At 43.5% G+C, this 15441-nt stretch carries 10 protein-coding genes and 2 pseudogenes; 3 read left to right on the top strand and 9 right to left on the bottom strand.

What is annotated here, in order from left to right; genetic code table 11:
* The first annotated feature begins 550 nt into the window (after positions 1-550).
* The 3 genes and pseudogenes from ACBR23_RS02150 (at position 551) to ACBR23_RS02140 (ending at position 4750) form a co-directional block, all read left to right on the top strand.
* Positions 551-1531, top strand: coding sequence for an ABC transporter substrate-binding protein (locus ACBR23_RS02150; RefSeq protein ID WP_371118480.1), 981 nt, complete (start codon positions 551-553; stop codon positions 1529-1531).
* 9 nt (positions 1532-1540) lie between these two features.
* Positions 1541-3436: pseudogene (locus ACBR23_RS02145) on the top strand (ATP-binding protein); the annotation flags it as partial.
* A 183-nt stretch (positions 3437-3619) separates the two neighbouring features.
* The gene (locus ACBR23_RS02140; RefSeq protein WP_371117978.1) at positions 3620-4750 is read left to right on the top strand and encodes a PP2C family protein-serine/threonine phosphatase; all 1131 of its coding nucleotides are present in this window, start codon (positions 3620-3622) and stop codon (positions 4748-4750) included.
* A gap of 333 nt (positions 4751-5083) precedes the next feature.
* Here the strand turns inward: ACBR23_RS02140 and ACBR23_RS02135 are convergent, their stop codons facing one another.
* The 9 genes and pseudogenes from ACBR23_RS02135 to ACBR23_RS02095 all read right to left on the bottom strand — a co-directional run.
* Complete coding sequence (locus ACBR23_RS02135; protein WP_371117975.1) at positions 5084-5932, bottom strand: ABC transporter permease; 849 nt, start codon at positions 5930-5932, stop codon at positions 5084-5086.
* Between the two features lie 127 nt (positions 5933-6059).
* Entirely contained in the window at positions 6060-6971 is a 912-nt protein-coding gene (locus ACBR23_RS02130) for an ABC transporter permease (protein WP_371117974.1), read from the bottom strand.
* Between the two features lie 200 nt (positions 6972-7171).
* Positions 7172-8302 carry a PotD/PotF family extracellular solute-binding protein gene (locus ACBR23_RS02125; protein ID WP_371117973.1) on the bottom strand — a complete coding sequence of 377 codons (1131 nt, stop codon included), beginning with the start codon at positions 8300-8302 and terminating at the stop codon, positions 7172-7174.
* A gap of 204 nt (positions 8303-8506) precedes the next feature.
* Positions 8507-9637: an ABC transporter ATP-binding protein gene (locus tag ACBR23_RS02120; RefSeq protein WP_371117972.1), complete on the bottom strand. Its 1131-nt coding sequence runs from the start codon at positions 9635-9637 to the stop codon at positions 8507-8509.
* 170 nt (positions 9638-9807) lie between these two features.
* Positions 9808-10449, bottom strand: a complete 642-nt coding sequence (locus tag ACBR23_RS02115; RefSeq protein WP_371117971.1) for a DUF4340 domain-containing protein — start codon at positions 10447-10449, stop codon at positions 9808-9810.
* Between the two features lie 77 nt (positions 10450-10526).
* Positions 10527-12689: a Gldg family protein gene (locus ACBR23_RS02110; protein WP_371117970.1), complete on the bottom strand. Its 2163-nt coding sequence runs from the start codon at positions 12687-12689 to the stop codon at positions 10527-10529.
* A gap of 25 nt (positions 12690-12714) precedes the next feature.
* On the bottom strand, positions 12715-13617 hold the full coding sequence (locus ACBR23_RS02105; protein ID WP_371118479.1) for an Rpn family recombination-promoting nuclease/putative transposase: 903 nt from the start codon (positions 13615-13617) through the stop codon (positions 12715-12717).
* A gap of 125 nt (positions 13618-13742) precedes the next feature.
* Positions 13743-14543 carry an ABC transporter permease gene (locus ACBR23_RS02100; protein WP_371117969.1) on the bottom strand — a complete coding sequence of 267 codons (801 nt, stop codon included), beginning with the start codon at positions 14541-14543 and terminating at the stop codon, positions 13743-13745.
* An 81-nt stretch (positions 14544-14624) separates the two neighbouring features.
* Positions 14625-15441, bottom strand: a pseudogene (locus ACBR23_RS02095) (hypothetical protein); the annotation flags it as partial.

Genomic DNA, 15441 nt, shown 5'->3' with positions numbered 1-15441 from the left:
TACCGAGATTGCCTGTGGAGTAGACAAACCCTCAGAAGTCATTCTGAGACTACGCTGAAACAGGAAATAAGCATCAGAGTAAAAACATCTAACGGTGTCTAACTTTGTCTAAGTCTTATAGAGCGGAAATAGCAGATTAATAGCGGATTAACCCAGATATTAGACCTATTGCAAAAAAAATCTATGTTACAATTAAAGGTTTTGAGTTTTAGACCCACGAAGCTCACTCATAATTGTAAAGTGCTGATATAACCTGCAATCTGCTCCACTTAAGCCAAACCCTTCATTGTAGCATAAAATTATTTTGCAAGAGCTCTATTAAATTTAACTGCTCTACGGGAGCTTGATGCATAATTGGCGGCATTGCTTCCGCAACTCCCATGCAATCCTTAACTGCACTTGCCAAAGCCGCGATCGGATCGGACAATTCCAAAGCTACTCATTTTGGATCTATACTTCTGGAGCGATCGTGATTCAGCACTTACTGGATCTAGTTTGCGTCTAGTTTGCACTGAGGGCGATCGGCTGTGTTTAAAAGTTAAAACTAGCCATGCCTAAACTACTCAATTACCTCAGTATTTTCCTTATTATTTGCTTGCTGCTAATTGCTTGTCGTTCTACGACACCTCCAGCAGTAAAACAGCCTCCCTTGAAAGTAGCCTGTATCACTTTTGTAGGCTATAGGCCAGCCATCATTGCCCAAGAGAAAGGATTCTTTAAAGCACAAGGGATAGATGTAGAATTAAGCTATGTAGAATACGCCCAATTGCAACAAGCGGATTTCAGTGCAGGGAAGTATGATGGTATTGGATTGACCTTAGGCGATTTTATGATTTTGAGTGCCACACATCCAGATATGCAAACTGTGATGGTTGTGGATGAAACAACAGGGGCAGACGTGGTAGTTGCGCAACCACAAATTAAAACAGTCGCTGACTTGAAAGGGAAAAAATTGGGTGCAAATCTAGGTGGGTTTAGCGAAGTCTTTGTCACTGAGATGTTGAAAACGGCAAATCTGACGAGCGATGATGTTAACCTGGTCAAATTCGATGCTTTAGAAATTCCCCAGCGCTTACAAAGCAATAGCATTCAAGCAGGACACACTTGGGAGCCATTTCTTTCTGAAGCCTTGAAATTAGGGGCGCATATCCTGTATACCAGCAAGCAAACCCCAGGCCTGATTTTGGATTTGGTCGCGTTTCGGGGTGAGGCGATACGTTCTCGTCCCCAAGATATTCGCGCATTTGTGCGAGGCTGGCTTCAAGCCTTATCATATTGGGAAGCAAATATTCAGGAAGGAAACGCTCTCGTGAGTAAAACATTAAAGATTCCCAGCAATACACTCTCTTTAGAGGGAGTAAACCTCACTGACTTTGAGGAAAATCAAAAATTATTTCAATCAACAAATCCTAATTCTATCTACAACACGGCAAAGAAATATGCGGATTTTTTTATTCGTACCGGCAACGTAACGCGGATTCCAGAGATAGAAACTTTGTTTAATTCTTCTTTATTAAATTCACCCTCATAGTTTAAAACCATGAAGCGATCGCTTTTCAGGAGCATTCGTACAAAGTTAATCGTATCATTTCTCGTCGTAGCTCTAATTCCGTTGCTGTTGCTAGCATTTATCAACAAGCAGACAACTGAAAAGGCACTAACTGACAACGCAAAACAATCTCTATCTGCGGCTGCTATTGAAACTGCCAACAGAATAGATGGGTTTATCGATGGGAATCTCAATGCGGTGCGCGTAGAAGCAATTTTACCAGGTTTGGCAGCCTACCTCAACCTACCTTCAAAACAGCGAGAAGGCAGTCCTGAAGAGCGGTTAGCGACAGAAACATTAATCCGCCTCAGTCGGAAAGATATGCTCAATATTCTCTCCTATGCTTTGCTGGACTTAAAGGGACGGAATGTGCTTGATACGAATACACCGGATGTTGGACGAGATGAGTCCGGTCAAGATTACTTTAGAAAACCGCTGCAAACTCAGCTATCTTTTGCCTCTAACATTAAGAGATCGCCGACAATTCCTGACTTGGTTACGCTCTTCTTCAGCAGTCCTGTTCGCAATGCTAGGGGAAAGATATTAGGTATATTGCGAGTAACATACAATGCAACAGTTGTCCAACAGTTGGTAGCCCGACAAACTGAACGTGCAGGCGCGAAATCGTTTGCTATTCTTTTAGACGAACACTATATCCATCTAGCACATAGCACTTCACCTAAACTACTTTTTAAATCAATTGTACCTCTGTCACCCAATCTGGTAACTCAACTGCAACGGGAAGGGCGTTTACTTAAGTCTCCAACTAAAGAACTTGCAACTAATCTATCCGATCTCAAGCAAGCATTGGATAATAAACAGTCTTCTCTGATCGCACGATTGCCAGTAACAGATAATCAGGCTAACCTGATTGCGATCGCACGCTTACAATACAAAACTTGGTCAGTCGTCTTCGCACAGCCACTTGCCGTTGCCCTAGCACCTGTAGAAAAACAAATTCACGACACACTCATTCTATTTGCATTGATTGCGGGAGTTGTCACTATCATCGCGTTTACCATCGGACAACTCCTGACAAAGCCATTAATTTATCTCACCCAAATAGTTTCCCAGTTTACTGCGGGTGACTTAGATATCCGGGTGAAAATTAGATCTAAAGATGAAATTGGTCAACTGGCAGGATCCTTCAACAACATGGCAGAACAACTCAAAGAATCTTTTGCCACCCTAGAAAAACAAAACGAAGACTTAAAACGCCTGGACCAACTCAAAAATGAATTTCTGGCCAATACTTCCCACGAACTTCGCACTCCTCTCAACGGCATTATTGGTATCGCCGAATCCCTCATCGATGGCGTAACTGGAGAATTACCCCAAACTACACAAAAAAATATCCAATTAATTATTTCCAGCGGTCGCCGTTTAGCTAACTTAGTTAATGATATTCTGGATTTTTCTAAACTCCGACACAAAAATTTAGAACTGCAACTCAAACCTGTAGATCTCCACGCCATTACTAACTTGGTTCTCACTCTCAGTCAACCTCTGGCAAAAAATAAAAGTTTGCAACTGATTAATGCTATTCCTGAAGATTTACCTCCGGCAGAAGCTGACGAAAATCGCCTGCAACAAATTTTGTATAATCTGGTAGGCAATGCGATTAAATTTACTGCTGCTGGCAGAGTAGAAGTATCAGCAGAATTGGTAAGGAGTCATCGATCGTCGGCAATGGGAAGCGAACAATTACTAATGAACAATGACCAATTAGCTATCACCATTTCCGATACCGGAATTGGCATTGGCGAAGATAAATTTGAGAGAATTTTTGAATCCTTTGAACAAGTAGAAGGCTCAACAGCAAGAGAATATGGCGGTACAGGTTTAGGACTAGCTGTAACTAAACAATTAGTAGAATTGCACGGCGGCAAAATCAGCGTTAAATCTCAACTAGAAAAAGGTTCCCAATTTACTTTTACCTTGCCAGTTTCACTCGGAAAAATTGAAAATAAATTACCAGTTGATGCCATTAAACCCCTGGTCATTACCGCACTTGCAGAAATATCTATTGCCACCAACAGCCTACAGCTAACAACTAAAAACAAACAACACATCAAAGTTTTAATAGTTGACGACGACCCCATCAACCTGCAAGTATTAATTAATAATCTCTCTCTGGAAAGCTATGCTGTCACTCAAGCCAGCAATGGAGAAGAAGCCCTAGCAATCATCGAACAAGGTTTAAAGCCAGACATTATTTTCCTCGATGTAATGATGCCGAAAATGACTGGTTATCAAGTAACGCAAAAACTGCGGGAAAGCTTCACATCAACCGAACTCCCAATTATTCTATTAACTGCTAGAACCCAAGTCCAAGATATTGTTACCGGATTAAATTTAGGAGCAAATGATTATCTCTGCAAACCCGTTGCTAAAGATGAACTTCTCGCTCGACTCCGCACCCAAATTAATATGTGTCGCCTCCTTGCTGAAAATCTGCGCCTTTCTGCTGAGATAGAAGTAACGCGAAAACTGCAACAAATGATATTGCCAAAAGAGTCGGAACTGAGGGAAGTTGCCGGACTAGAAATTGCTTGTTTTATGGAGCCTGCGGATGAAGTTGGCGGCGATTACTACGACGTTCTACAACATAATGGCAGCGTCAAAATTGGGATTGGAGATGTTACGGGTCATGGCTTAGAAAGCGGTATGTTAATGTTAATGGCACAAACCGCTGTCAGAACTCTTATGGAAAGCAAACAAACCGATCCAGTGCAATTTTTGGATGTTCTCAACCGGACGCTATATGGCAATATCCAGCGCATAGACTCCTCTAAAAACATGACGTTAGCTTTACTAGACTACGCCAATGGAGTGATTAAATTGAGCGGTCAACATGAGGAAATAATTGTGGTTCGCTGTGGAGGTGAATTGGAACGGATTGATACGATGGATCTCGGCTTCCCAATAGGATTAGATGAGGAGATTGCCCAGTTCGTTGCTCAACAGGTGGTACACCTTTATCCAGGAGATGTGGTAGTCTTATACACAGATGGGATAACAGAAGCATATGATATCAATCGCAATCGATATGGACTAGATCGGTTATGTGAGATAGTCAGATGCAACTGTGAAAAATCGGCTCAAGAAATCAAACAAGCAGTGATTCAAGATGTGTGGAAATATATTGGTACTCAGAAAGTTTTTGATGACGTTACTTTGGTAGTTTTGAAACAGATATAGCAATCCTAAATCATTTGCAAACAAATCGGGCTTCAGTAATCGTGATTAAGTTGGTATTAATTCAGTTAACTCTGTAAATATTAGACCTCTTGCAAAAAAAATCTATGTTACAATTAAAGGCTTTGAGTTTTAGACCCACGAAGCTCACTCATAATTGTAAAGTGCTGATATAACCTGCAATCTGCTCCACTTAAGCCAAACCTTTCATTGTAGCATAAAATTATTTTGCAAGAGGTCTATTTTTTCAATGCTATCAGGTGCGTCGCTGTGAGATTGTCGATATTGAGTTAGAAATTTTCTGTGGCGACGCACCCTACGACTAATGACTAATGACTAATGAGCCCGTTTTTGGTCGCCCCGGCCGCGCAAATACTCCGCTGCAAACGCCAATCCTCCCGAACCTACCATTAACAGCACGCTCAGAGCATTAATATCAGGTTTCACCCCAGTCCGAATCCGGCTAAAAATTTCCATCGGCAAAGTTGTAGTACCGCTACCTGCGGTAAAACTCGCAATCAAAAAATCGTCCATACTGAGAACAAAAGACAGCAGACAACCCGAAATAATGCCTGGTAATAATTGAGGCAACAAAACTTTAACAAAAGCCTCAACTGGTGTCGCTCCCAAATCCAAGGCAGCTTCTTCTAAAGAGGGGTTTAGGTCGGCTAATCTAGTAGAAACAGCTAGGGCAATATAAGCTAAACAAAAGACTATGTGAGCAGCTACAATTGTCCACAAACTCAGAGGAATAGCCAGGGCTGCTAAAAATACTAGAGTCGCCACAGCACTGGCAATATCGGGAATAATAATCGGCAAGTAGGCAACTCCTTGATATAAATTCTTGCCTGGAAAGCGGTAGCGGGACAAACCCACTGCCATCAATGTACCTAGTACAGCGGAGATGGCAACTGCACAGATAGCTACGGTTAAACTATTTCTTAGGGCAATTAAAATGCGGCTATCGCTAAATAATTTCACGTACCAATCGAGGGTAAATCCTTCCCAGCCAGCGCTAAAACGCGATTTATTAAAGCTGTAAAATGTCAGTACCAAGATGGGCAGGTACATATAAAAAAACATCAAAACGGCAAAGACAACCTGCCAAGAAATCTTAAATTTAGGTTTTAAGTACAACATATCGGTGGGTATTTCCTCCTGTGGATTGTCGGTAATATTTTCCATATCTTGGTAATGGGGAATTGGTTATTGGTAATTGGTAATCGGTTATTGGTTATTTGTTGTTTGTCACTAGCTACCAATAACTAATAACCAATAACTAATGACCAATGACTACTGACTAATGACTTCTTTAAACTGCATTGCGATCGCCATATTTTAGCAAAAGTGCAATTCCAATACTCACTGCAAAAATTAATACCATACTCAGAGCCGATCCCAGCCCCCAATTTTGAGTTGCTCCCAAAAATTGATTGTAAATTAAACGAGCGGCTGTCATGCTGGAAGCGCCACCCAGCAACTCTGGATCGACAAAATCGCCCAAACAACTAATAAATACTAGCAAAGAACCGGCGGCAATTCCCGGCATAGTTTGGGGTACTGTTACTTGCCAAAAAGTTTCTACTGGATTTGCACCCAAATCCTGAGAGGCTTCTAGCAATCTGCGGTCTAATTTTTCCAACGAGGCGTAGAGAATTGTTACAATGTAAGGCAAATAGCTGTAAGCCATGCCAATTAAAACTGCTGAACTTTGATTGAGCAATTCCACTGGGGGAATACCGATAAGTGCCAACAGCGAGTTGAGCACTCCTGTAGGCCGCAGAATTGTAATCCAAGCATAGGATCGTAACAAGGAAGAAGTCCAGAGCGGCAAAACAAAGCCCAACAGAGTTAAATTCCGCCACTTTTTGGAGACATTGAGGGCGATCCAGTAAGCTACAGGGAATCCGAGTAGTAAACAGAGTATGGTAGTCCCGGTGGCAAAAAAGACCGATCGACCAATTACCTGCAAATTCAAAGGCTCAAACACTCGCAGATAATTGGCAATTCCCGAAGGATTCACCAAGTCTCCCGGCTTAATATTCGGCACCAAACTCAGTTGGAAAATGACTATAGTTGGTATGACTAATAATAAAGCCAGCCATAAGCCAGAAGGGCCGAGTAATGCCAGTGGTCCTACCCAGGATGACCACCTGGAGATAGTTTCAGCCTTCGATGGAGCATGGGGAGGAATTGGAGGGGGAGCTTTGGTGGAAACAGCCATAAATAATAATTTTGAGTTGGGATTTTTGATTGCTGATTTTTGATTAGTAGGGGCGGGCGAATCCCGCTCAGCGCAGCCGTTAGGTAGTCGAAGGGTGCAAGGATTCACCAACCGTAATCGCCTAAAATCGATCGTCTCCTCAAGCCGCCCCAACCCCACGGTAAATTGAAATGTAGGTGAAATTTAGGGGAAAAATCAGATTAACCACTGGTTAATTTAGTCCAGTAGCGATCGTAGACGTCTATAAATTTTCCTACGGGAGCTACACCTTCGCAGTTTTTCAAAGTAGCCTCGGAAGGGAACAGAATTTGGTTGTCCCTAACTTCCGGTGTCAGCAAACTAAAAGCATCTTCCGAAGGAGTTGAGAAACTGAGCCTTTCTACTAAAGAAGCAGCGACATCTGCTTGGAGCATAAAGTTAATCCACTTATAAGCTGCTTCGGGATTGGGAGCTCCTTTAGGAATTACTAAGGTGTCAGTCCACAGAGAAGAACCGCTTTTTGGCACAACATAGCGCAATTTATCGTTATCGGGAATTACTTCATTAGCATCAGAAGAATAGCACATAGCTACTTTTAAATCTCCTGTCAGCATTTGTGGACGCCATGCGTCTGTGGTAAAAGAGGCGATCGCGGGTTTTAATTCTACCAACTTCTCATAAGCTTTTTTGACTTCCTCTGGGTTAGTAGAATTGAGAGAAAAACCCTGCATTCGCAACGCAGCACCCATGACTTCTCGAACATCATTGGCCAGAGTCATTCGCCTTGTCAACTCCTGTTTGTGTTTCCACAAATAGTCCCAATCTGTCGGAGCTTCTTTGAGTTGTTCGCTGTTGTAAATTAACCCTGTGGTTCCCCAACTCAAAGGTACGCTGTAGCGGTTTCCTGGGTCATATACAGGGTTTTGGAATTGTTTTTTGAGGCGATCGATCCCTCCCAAAATGGAGTGGTCTAATTGGCTCAACAGCCCCAGTTCCTTCATCTGAATCACCATGTAGTCAGAGGGGTAAATGATGCTGTAGGCGCGACCACCACCGGCTTGAACTCTAGCCAGCATCGCCTCATTGGAGTCGAATACATCTGCAATCACGCGGATGCCTGTTTTTTCGGCAAAGCGATCGAGCAAAGCCTTATCTGTATAGCCTGCCCAAGTATAGATGAAAAGTTGGTCAGCATTACCTTTGACTGGAGGGGCCGATTGTACGTCTGCAAGCCGCCAGCCACAACTCGAAAGGGCTAAGCCGGAGATTGTCGCCGCCGAATTTTTTAGGAACTGACGGCGTGTAGAATTAGCCCTGGAAATCTGGGAAATTGGTAGATTAGTGGGAGGCACAGATTCAAAGATTGGTTATTTGTTATTGGCGTCGCCCTGAGGGAAGTCGAAGGGTTATTTGTTATTGGTTGTTGGTTATTGGCGTCGCCCTGAGCGAAGTCGAAGGGTTATTTGTGATTAGTTACTTGTTGTTATGGGAACTAACAACTGACAACTAAAAACTCACAACTAAAAACTCACAACTAACAACTAACAACTGACTAATTATTTCCTATCGCTTAAAGCGAGACAATCAGTAGTTCCCCAATAAGCGTAAATCGGCGTGTGCGGGTCTGGGAAAGAGCCACCGGTATTCGGTTGCCGCACCGTCATTTTATCGCCTGTGGTCAACTCCACCACGTAATGAACGTGGGTTCCCATGTACATGATATTTTTGAGTCTGCCTTCAAAACAGTTGACAGAGACTTCCGGCTGGTAAAGATTCAAATATACTTTTTCGGGCCGGACACTGACTACTACAGAGTCGTCTGTTCCTCCACTCCACATATCGGATTGCTGGACGACTATTTTGAGTCCGGCCGCAGTGCGAACTGTGAGAGTCGATCGGTCGATCGACTCTACTTTACCAGCAAACAAATTGGTATCGCCAATAAAATCTGCCACAAAAGCCGTCTGCGGACACTCATAAATTTCTTCAGGAGATCCAATTTGCTCTATTCGGCCCTCATTCATCACTGCAATGCGGTCAGAAAGACTCATGGCTTCTTCTTGGTCGTGAGTCACCATCACAAAAGTCAGCCCCAATTCTTGATGCAAGTTGGAGAGTTCCAACTGCATCTGCTTGCGCAACTTCAAATCCAGAGCACCGAGGGGTTCATCTAGCAGCAGTACCGCTGGTCGATTCACCAGAGCTCTGGCCAAAGCCACCCGCTGCTGCTGACCGCCGGACATTTGGCCGGGAAAGCGATTGGCGAAGGATTCCATTTTCACCAATTGCAAAGCTTCCCGTACCCGTTCTTCAATTTCCGCTTTCCCCAGTTTTTTAATCCGCAATCCAAAAGCGATGTTGTCCCAAACATTCATGTGACCAAACAAAGCATAGCTTTGAAACACAGTATTGACCGGACGGCGGTAGGCTGGAGTGTTGGTCATGGACTGACCACGAATCATCAATTCGCCCGCCGAGGGAGTCTCGAACCCAGCGATTAACCGCAGCGTGGTAGTCTTGCCGCAGCCACTGGGTCCGAGAATGCTAAAAAATTCTCCTTGATGGATTTCTAGGTCAACCCCGCGGACTGCGGTTTCGCCATTGAATACCTTGAAGACCTTACGGAGTTCAACGTCAAGCGCTGTATCCGTTGCTGTCGTACCTTGGTTGAGTGCTGTTTGAAACATATTCGCCCGTTCCTGGGGGTAATGCACGCTATCTTAATACAGTTTAAACTTAAACTTTTTTGTATTTTAGGCGAGGAATGCTTGATTTACTCGCTTTTGGGATGTTAAAGGCTCAAAAGCAGTTTTTAGGTAAAAAAAACCGATTTCTGCGTCCAGGACTATAATTAGTCTTATTTGGGCTCGATGTCTTTGTTGTCTGGACTCGGACTTACAGTAGGTTTTGGTTGTTTGTCTGTTTTGGGTTCTGGTGTTTTTTTCCATTCTGACAAAGGTCGCATAGTGGCATTTTTAAAGTCGAAAGGTACCAGAATTACGGGCAAATTCTGAGATGGCGATTCGGTCGGGTTGGCTTGAGCATATAAGAAACGGCCACTAAAGTCTGTTTTCCCTAAAACTAGGCGGTGAGTTTCCTGGTTATCTAGTTTTACTGTGACTGTAGCTTGGGGTTTATCGAGACCGAATTCTGGCAGTTGAGCGGGGGTGATACTAATTGTACGATCGCTCTTTCCTGTCCCCAACCTGTCTAACAAAAAATCTACTGATGCCTGATTGGCGTGTGCTTGCATGGGCACTTTCATTTCCCAACTTGATTTACCTCCTTTTACTGCATAAACTCGCTCAAAAGTCAATATGTTTTCGGCGGTTTTTATTGTAAAGAATTGTATGCGATCGGACTTAAAAGCAAAAATTCTCTGTTTTTCATCCTTAGCAGCCTCTTGCTTGGGAGCTACTTGTATCTCGAACAACAAAACCAAGCCTGTTAAGCTCAGTGCGACCGCTATCAATACTAATGTATTCTTCTGCAATTTCATAGTCAGTGGGAATTGGGAATGGGGAATTGGGAGTTTTGGAGTCTGTTAGTAGTAACAACTGACAAGAGTCAACTGATTTATCTTCTGTTCCACCAAATAGCGGTCCCAATTCCCAGTCCGAGTAAAGGCCAAATTAGCCAAGCTAAAACCAAAATGCCTATTTGGATGACAGTCATGTTGATACGACGGTTAGTAGCTTTTTTGGGACTAATAGAAAAGCTTTGCTGGTCTGGTTTACTCAACCAACTGACAGAGTTAAGAAACACGTCGCTATTTAGTTGTTGGTCAAACCAGCCATTGGTCACAAATTGAGATGTGCCAATTACTACCATGCGCGAGGTTTTTCTGGGAGTTGAAGGCGCAGAAGGAGTTGAATTGGGACTGGGAGATGCTATGGGAGATGCTGTGGGAGATGCTGTGGGAGATGCTGTGGGAGATGTTGTGGGAGATGTTGTGGGAGATGCTGTGGGAGATGCTGTGGGAGATGTTGTGGGAGATGCTGTGGGAGATGCTGTGGGTGTGGGCGAAGTTGGTGGTATTACAGGAGGTGTAGCTTCTTGGGACACAATCACCGAATAGCTAATGGGGGAAGCAGTCGGAGATGCAGATGTGGTTGGGGATGTGGTTGGGGATGGGGATGTGGTGGGAGATGGGGATGTGGTTGGAGATGGGGATGTGGTTGGGGATGGGGATGTGGTTGGAGATGGGGATGTGGTGGGAGATGGGGATGTGGTGGGAAATGGGGATGTTTTAGGTGAGGTGGTTGGTGATGGTGATGCTGCGGGTGAGGTGGTGGGGGATGGTGATGCTGCGGGTGAGGTGGGGGATGGTGATGCTGCGGGTGAGGTGGTTGGTGATGGTGATGTTGTGGGTGATGTGGTGGGGGATGGTGATGGGGATATGGTGGGGGATGGTGATGTGGTTGGGGATGGGGATGTTGTGGGTGAAGGGTTGGATGGAGTTGTCGCAGTTTCCGATCGCACTAAAGCTACACCTAATAATAGCGGGCCTTGTCGATCGGTCTTGGGATCGAATTGCAATTTCCGGGTTGTCAAATCACTTTCGGCCCAACTTTCCTGACTGGTCCAAATCAGGGGTTTTTCCTCGATTCCTTCTACGGCTTGGACTTCCAAAGGACGGGCAAAAGGATAAAATGAAATACCAGTGGCGAAACTTTGAGTAATCGGATGTTGGCCGTAACGTCGGACTGTAGGAACCGTCGGGCCCAGGCCGAATCTTTGGCCTGTCCCGGAAGCATCGATAGCCAAACGACTGTCTAATTTTACGCCCCATTCTTGCAGAAATTTGTCCAATCCGATATTAATGGCTGGGTCTACCATTAAAAATAAACTGCCGCCGCGATCGAGATAAGCTTTAAGTGCTTTAATTTCTGTATCTGAAAATGGTTTATCGGGACCTGCAACTACTAAAGCATCTGCATCTTCTGGTATTTGTTTGCTTTCTGCCAAGTTTAGCGTTTTGGTGTTATAGTATTTGTCTTTCAGGGATTTTTCAGCTTGCTGAATTCCACCTTGACCTTCTTTTGGCTGGCGTTCTCCTTTACCTTGTAAAAAGTAAACTGTAGGAATGCGAGTGCTGAGTATTTCTTCTAAGCCATTGGTAAGTTTGATTTCAGAAAGCCCTTGATTTGGGTCACTACCAAAAGTAGTACCACCTTTTTGCAACAACTGTTTTCTGTCCCCTGATTGCAGGTAAACTTCTCCGATGGTAGAAATGTTAAATTCCCTAGCTTTTCCCGGTTGGGCGAGGGGGTCAACAAACTCGTATTCAAAATTTTTGCCTCCCTGACGTTTATAGGTTTGCAGCAATTCTTTGGTTTGGGGGTTTTGGGTTGGGTCAAATACCCAAACTTTGACTGTTTTTTGCAGGTTTTGCAATATTTGTTGAGTCTGGGGCGCGAGGGTAAATTGTTTGCTTTCGGTTAAGTCGATGCGGGTGGGATAGCGAAAGGCTATGAAGTTAATTACTCCGAGAATGACGAAGACAGCTAAGGTGGAAATCAGGGCGTTGGTGCTGGCTTGAGTAGAACGCCGTCCCCAAAAGCCTTGTTCGTAAGTTAAATATAGCAGCCATAGTGCGATCGTCACTGTTCCGCTAATCACCAGACCAACTGTCAGGGGTTCCCAGGCTGCGGAGACAAAGGCTGCTGTTAATCCCGCTGCTATCAGGAGAGGGCCAAGCCAAAAAATGTATTTGAAATTGTTTTTTCTGGTTTTCATAAAATTGATATTGAAGAATGTTATTTTATCCTGAATACGTAGGCAACCAATCGGTTAAATCTGACATTTTTTTGAAGTCAAGCACAGCCTCTCCTAACTTTTCTAAGTCTTCTAGGGATAATTGACGAATCCGGTTTTCTGTTTCGGGTTCAATAGTTCCTAAACGCTTCACTATTTGACGCAATATCAACGAAATTTGAGCTGTTTTGGTCGCCTCTTCTCTTGCCACACTTATTGCGCCATTTAGGTTTTGAATCCACATTTCCTGTTTTTCTAATTCTTTTAATTCTTGCCAGTCAAAATTGTCCTCTATGGCTAATTCAAAAGCTTTATAAATTTCGCTTTTTGTATTTATATCTTCTGGTAATCTGTCGAGGGTGCTGCTGTTTTTTATGAAGTATATCCATTGGTCTGCGGGTGTTTTTAATTCCAACCACTGTTTGTTGAATTTTGGCATTTCGACAAATACTAACTCTATTTCAGTATCGGGATCGTCGGTTTTTTGTTCTTTTTGTTTGAAGACAAATCGTGAAATGACTTCTGTTTGATTGGCAAACATTTCAAAATCGGCAATTTTTAAAGAGATTACTGTTTTTAGTCTTTCGTGGCGTTCTTCTCCTGTTAATTCCCGGCTGTAAGTTTTGCCACCATTGTACAAAAATCTGTTCCCGAAGGAGGATAAGTGGATTAATTGAAGTTCGATGAGAGCGATTTTGTCGCCCTTAATTTTAGCTTTGATATCTAGGTAGGTGTCTTTGACTCCCAAGGTTTCGACTCCTTCCTGGGGGTGGATGATGTCTAAATCTTCGATGACTGGCTGTGCTTCATAGAGAATTGAGTTTAAAAAATTAATCAGAATGTCTTTGTTTTCGGTAGTCCCGAATATTTTTTTGAAGGCCAAGTCTATTTTGGGATTGATGAATTTCATGGCGGGAGGTACTGGGTAGAATTATGTACGAAAAAAAATAAACTTCACCTAACTATATTACTTGGGGAAATGGTGCCAGTTTTTAATTCTGGCAATCCTATGTTTGCTGGCTGTTTTGTTTTTTTTCAAGAACGCTGATAGCGCAAGGCATCGATGGATTGGGCGGTGAGAAATACTCCTAAAATAATGTATGTGGCAAACATGATTAAACTACTGGTATCGAAAACTCCCTTGACAAGATTGGTGTAATGTGTTAGGAGCGAAAGTTGTCCTAATGCTGCTCCGAAGGGCCCACCGATGCCGACTGCTGCTGCATCGATCACCCAGAGAAATAATACTAGAGCGAAGGTGAGAATGGCTGATAAAATTGTGCTGTCTGTGAGGGAGGAAATAAACATTCCTAGGGACAATACTCCGGCTGCTAGCAAGATTAAGCCGCCGTGTCCTAGGAGAAGAACGGCGGGGGGTACGGGAGGGGTTGAGGAACTGAGGGCGATCGCCTCGCAAAAGAGCAGGGGCAGCAACATGGTGGTATAAAATGTTAAAACTCCGAGGAGTTTGCCCGTAGCAACAGCCCAGTTGGTTAAGGGTGATGTGGCTAATAGTTCTAAGGTGCCTCGTTTGCGTTCTTCGGCGTAAAGTCCCATGGAGAGTGCTGGTAATACGAATAATGAAAGGGAACCCATGATTCGCAGAAATAGTTGCAGGAATTCGTAAGGGACATCTATGGGAGGTTCGGTAATTCCCATTTGATCTCGCTGGGTGACTTGGGGAATTAATCCGTCGGGGGCGAGGAGGATTGCTATTAAAAAATAGCCGGTGATTAACCAAAAGACGGCGGCGATGGCATAAGCTAATGGTGATGCAAAGTAGCTTTGTAGTTCCTTGCGGTAAATCGCGACAATATTACTAATCATTACTAACATTGGGAATGGGGAATGGGGAATGGGGAATTGGGAATTGGGAATTGGGAATTGGGAATTGGGAATTGGGAATTGGGAATTGGTTTATTCTGTGTCGCTAGCGGGGGGTGTTTCGCTGTTGTCACTAGCTTTTTGTTTTTTTTCTATTTGTCGTTTTTTGGTAAGTGGTGGTTGTTCGGGTGAAGCATCCCTAGGGGGTTGTTGCTTTTTTTTCAATTGTCGATTTGTGACAACTGGTTTCGATTCAGATTGAGGATGTGAACTAGATTTTTCTGTGTCTATAACAGATTCTCTTTCTACAATTGGTTCAGGTTCAGAATGGGCGATTAATTGTGGTCTCTCTCTAACAGGTTCAGGTTCGTCATGGGCGATTAATTCTGGTGTCTCTACAACTGGTTCTGGTTCAGAATGTGCGATCGCATCTTCTGTCTCTCTAACAGATTCATCATGGGCGATCGCATCTTCTGTCTCTCTAACAGATTCATCATGGGCGATCGCATCTTCTGTCTCTCTAACCGGTTCCCTTGCTAAAATTGGTTCTGGTTCAGAATGGGCGATTAATTCTGGTGTCTCTACAACTGGTTCTGGTTCAGAATCTGCGATTAATTCTTGCTTTTCTACAATTTCCAGAAAATCTGCTACTAATTGCAGTTCGGGTTCCACATCACTATCACTTATCGACTCTTCTGTTGCTAAAACAGGTTCAGAATCTACGATTAAGGCAGAATTTTCTCGAACAGGTTCAATATCTGGGATTAATTCTGAGGTTTCTACAACAGGTTCAATATCTGGGATTAATTCTGAGGTTTCTACAACAGGTTCAATATCTGGGATTAATTCTGAGGTTTCTACAACAGGTTCAATATCTGGGATTAATTCTGAGGTTTCTACAACAGGTTCA

This window comes from Microcoleus sp. (genome assembly GCF_041354475.1).
Taxonomy (GTDB): Bacteria; Cyanobacteriota; Cyanobacteriia; order Cyanobacteriales; family Microcoleaceae; genus Microcoleus.
The sequence above is the reverse complement of the archived record's forward strand: the minus strand, read 5'-3'. Positions and strand labels throughout refer to the sequence as shown.

Excerpts from the sequence above, each read along its gene's own strand:
- ACBR23_RS02130 (WP_371117974.1), bottom strand. The coding sequence starts at position 6,971 with ATGGCTGTTTCCACCAAAGCTCCCCCTCCAATTCCTCCCCATGCTCCA.
- ACBR23_RS02120 (WP_371117972.1), bottom strand. The coding sequence starts at position 9,637 with ATGTTTCAAACAGCACTCAACCAAGGTACGACAGCAACGGATACAGCG.
- ACBR23_RS02110 (WP_371117970.1), bottom strand. The coding sequence starts at position 12,689 with ATGAAAACCAGAAAAAACAATTTCAAATACATTTTTTGGCTTGGCCCT.
- ACBR23_RS02135 (WP_371117975.1), bottom strand. The coding sequence starts at position 5,932 with ATGGAAAATATTACCGACAATCCACAGGAGGAAATACCCACCGATATG.
- ACBR23_RS02100 (WP_371117969.1), bottom strand. The coding sequence starts at position 14,543 with ATGTTAGTAATGATTAGTAATATTGTCGCGATTTACCGCAAGGAACTA.
- ACBR23_RS02105 (WP_371118479.1), bottom strand. The coding sequence starts at position 13,617 with ATGAAATTCATCAATCCCAAAATAGACTTGGCCTTCAAAAAAATATTC.
- ACBR23_RS02115 (WP_371117971.1), bottom strand. The coding sequence starts at position 10,449 with ATGAAATTGCAGAAGAATACATTAGTATTGATAGCGGTCGCACTGAGC.
- ACBR23_RS02150 (WP_371118480.1), top strand. The coding sequence starts at position 551 with ATGCCTAAACTACTCAATTACCTCAGTATTTTCCTTATTATTTGCTTG.